This is a genomic window from Pseudobacter sp., from assembly GCF_051955275.1.
Lineage (GTDB): Bacteria > Bacteroidota > Bacteroidia > Chitinophagales > Chitinophagaceae > Pseudobacter.
In genome coordinates this window covers 1-3,219 of the sequence record NZ_JBQCGW010000067.1, presented here as the reverse complement: position 1 = coordinate 3,219, position 3,219 = coordinate 1, and the positions used below count along the sequence as shown (strand labels likewise).

Genomic DNA, 3,219 nt, shown 5'->3' with positions numbered 1-3,219 from the left:
AAATCGGCAGATTACTTACATCGCACCGCTACAACCGCTTACCCTTGCTACCTTCCGGTCCTGGGGGGTTCTGCAGGAGCTGGTCGTGTAAGACCTGCCGGCCGCAAAGATAAGGAGAAATGATTTTATCCAACAATGAAATGAAATAAAATATTGAAAATCATTAACGCTAATTTATCCGGATCGGCTGAAACCCTTGCCGGATGCGCCACTCAATAACTCTGCCCTCTTATGATCCCCTGCCTTCCCGTATAGGAATTCACCCTTCCCAGCCCTATCAGCTCATCTGCACGGCCGCCGATCGGCCTGAAATACACCAGGATCATATACTCATTTTCGCTCTCCCAGTAATTGCCTTCCGTGAATTCGAAACTCGCCTGGCGTTTCGGATCATTCTTATCGATCGTTACATAACAATAATCATAATATCCCTGCTTCAGAAAGAGACTGGTTTCATAAATCCCCTTCTCTGCATTGAATTTCATTTTGGCACTGTCGCGCAGATTGTAATCCGTGAGCTGTCCGAACAGGTAGATATCCTTATCAGGAAAGGGTATATTACCCTTGGGCACATACGAAAAGTAAACGGTGGCATAATCGGTCTGCCAGAAAGGATTGATGCTTTCCGTGGTCTCGATGGTGTACATGCCGTTGGCATCGCGGAAGAAATTGAACCGCTGGCCGCTCCTGTCGCCATCAGGTTTCATGATCAGATCCGTGCTGGTGGGCTTGTTCTTCACGCTTTCGATCTGAGCGCTGAGGAAGCGGATGCTGCGCATATCCAGCCATCTCCACTCCTTCCCTGCCTGGAATACGGCATCATTCTCCGTATTGTATTCAAGTGAGTTGCGGGAGAAGAAGGTAGGCTTGAGATCGGTATGCGCATTGTCCCAACGGTAGTTCTGCAGGATGGCCACTTTCACCTGTTGCAGGTGGTTGCTTACGTTCAGGGCATCGCTGAGCTGCACTTTGAACTGCACTTTCTGACCGGTACGGAAATACTGCCCGTTGAAAGGCTGCTGGATCTGTGCCGGAATGGTAGCTTTCTCATCCACTACCAGCAGTCTTTTGGTGAAGATGGTTTTGGATGTATCGGCATTCAGGAAAACGCGGAGGATATAATTTCCGGAACGGGTGGGATAGATATTCTGGTCGGGCAGCGTGGCCTGGTAATGCGTATAGCGAGTGAAAGCGATGCTGGAATTCCTGTACGTATTGATACGCTGCTGCATGAAGCCGCGCATATAATCGAACTGGCTGAGAATGGCGGGCGTCCAGTCGGCATTACAGAGCTGGAAAGTGTAGGAATAGGCTTTCACGCCCCCTCCTATTTCATCAAAATGCAATTCCAGCTTTTCGCTGCTGTTGAGGCGGATCACGGGATAACTGAGCTGGTCGCCGCTCCGGTAGAGCTGAACCGACTTGATAGAGGGTGAATACACGGCATCCGGGATCTGCGCCATGGCAGCACCGGTGATCATCGTCAAACAGAGCAGGTACAGGCATTTCATCGTCCAAACAATTTACTTTATAAATGTACTGTGCACAATGTTAACATATTTACATAAAAAACATTAGCAGTATTTGAGCACAGCGGCTATTTTTGAGGCGCAATAAACATACCCAGTTTTGAACATCGCCGCCTTTATAGCTAAACGGACCGCTTTCAATACGCAGAAATCCTTTTCACGTTTCGTGATCCGTTTATCTGTTGGCGCCACCATCATCAGCGTGGCGGTGATGATCCTTACCACGGCTTTCACCAATGGCTTCAAGGAAACCATCAGCCAGAAAGTATTCAGTTTCTGGGGCCATATCCGCGTGCAGAGCTGGGGCGGAGCAAGGGTAGCCATTGCAGAGGAATACCCCATCCAGAAAAATGACTCCATCACCAATCTTCCTAAAACACATCCTGAGATAAGGGCTGTGCAGGCGTTTGCCACCCGCAGCGCCATCCTCAAATCAGAAGAAACCATCGAAGGCGTGATGATCAAGGGGGTGGAAGCCAACTACGATTTCAAAAACCTGGATAAATTCCTGCTCTCGGGCCGATGGATCAATTTCTCCGACAGCAGTTATGCCAAAGAACTGAATATCTCCGAGCATACGGCCAATATGCTCAACCTGAAAACGAACGATTCCACTTTCGTATACTTCATCCAGGCCGGTTCCCCTCCCCGCGTGCGCAAGGTGCTGATCGCCGGGATCTACAAAACGGGCATCGAGGAATACGACAAACTCATTGCCATCAGTGACCTCCGCCTGTTGCAGCGCATCAACAACTGGCCCTCCGATCAGATCGGAGGCTACGAGCTGCTGCTGAAAGATTTCAATAAGATGGATGAAGTGAGTGAAAGCATCATTCCCGAGCTGCCCATGGGCATGCGTGCCTCCACTATCAGGAATATCTACCCGAATATTTTCGACTGGCTGGGCCTGCAGAACAAAACCATCATGATTGTGATCATCATCATGATAGTGATCGCCACGCTCAATCTCATCACCTGTCTGCTGATCCTGGTGATGGAACGCATCAGGATGGTGGGCCTGCTGAAAGCGCTGGGGGCCAGCAACTGGACGATCCAGAAGATCTTCCTCTTCCACGGCACCGTAATTATCTGTTCGGGGCTGTTTTTCGGAAACCTGATCGGACTGGGCATCAGCTGGCTGCAGCAGAAATACGGACTGATCACCCTGCCCGAAGACGCCTATTATATTTCCAGGATCGAAGTGCATCTGATCTGGTGGCAGATTGCCCTGGTGAACCTGGGCACTTTCCTGATCTGTTTTCTGGTATTGCTGATCCCAACTATTATTGTAAGAATGATCCAGCCGGTGCGGGCGATACAGTTCAGGTAATAAACTACCTGTTCATCAGCAGTGACCTGATTTGGCGGCCTTCTTCATTGAACTGCTCCAAAGTGATGGCAGGCGTTTCTCCCAGCCAATCAATCAGCTGAAGAAGTATTGAATAGATTTCTTTCATTTCCTCTAAATATCCAATATCTGCTTCAGTTGTGATCAATGGAAATCTTGAATGAACCAACAGGTTACGAAACTCTTTAACCCTTACCAGGCGGCGGTATATATCTACCCGCTTGATATCTTTCGGCAGTTTCCTGAAAATCTTTACAGGTCTTCCTTTTGATAATTTGTAGATCCGGGGATTAAAAAACTCCACCCATATTCCCAGCCCCGATTCTTCTCTTAAAAGTTCCG

The 3,219-nt window shown here is 48.8% G+C and carries 3 protein-coding genes and 1 other RNA gene; 1 reads left to right on the top strand and 3 read right to left on the bottom strand.

What is annotated here, in order from left to right; genetic code table 11:
• Position 1: 1 nt before the first annotated feature.
• Positions 2–100, bottom strand: an RNA gene (gene ffs, locus ACTHMC_RS06155) — signal recognition particle sRNA small type.
• A 112-nt stretch (positions 101–212) separates the two neighbouring features.
• The gene (locus ACTHMC_RS06150; RefSeq protein ID WP_440411781.1) at positions 213–1,511 is read right to left on the bottom strand and encodes a DUF5103 domain-containing protein; all 1,299 of its coding nucleotides are present in this window, start codon (positions 1,509–1,511) and stop codon (positions 213–215) included.
• A 118-nt stretch (positions 1,512–1,629) separates the two neighbouring features.
• On the opposite strand from ACTHMC_RS06150, the gene ACTHMC_RS06145 reads away from it, so the two are divergent.
• The gene (locus tag ACTHMC_RS06145) at positions 1,630–2,859 is read left to right on the top strand and encodes an ABC transporter permease (RefSeq protein WP_440411779.1); all 1,230 of its coding nucleotides are present in this window, start codon (positions 1,630–1,632) and stop codon (positions 2,857–2,859) included.
• Between the two features lie 4 nt (positions 2,860–2,863).
• Here ACTHMC_RS06145 and ACTHMC_RS06140 read toward each other — a convergent pair.
• The coding region (locus tag ACTHMC_RS06140; protein WP_440411777.1) for a hypothetical protein at positions 2,864–3,219 on the bottom strand (356 nt) is incomplete at its 5' end.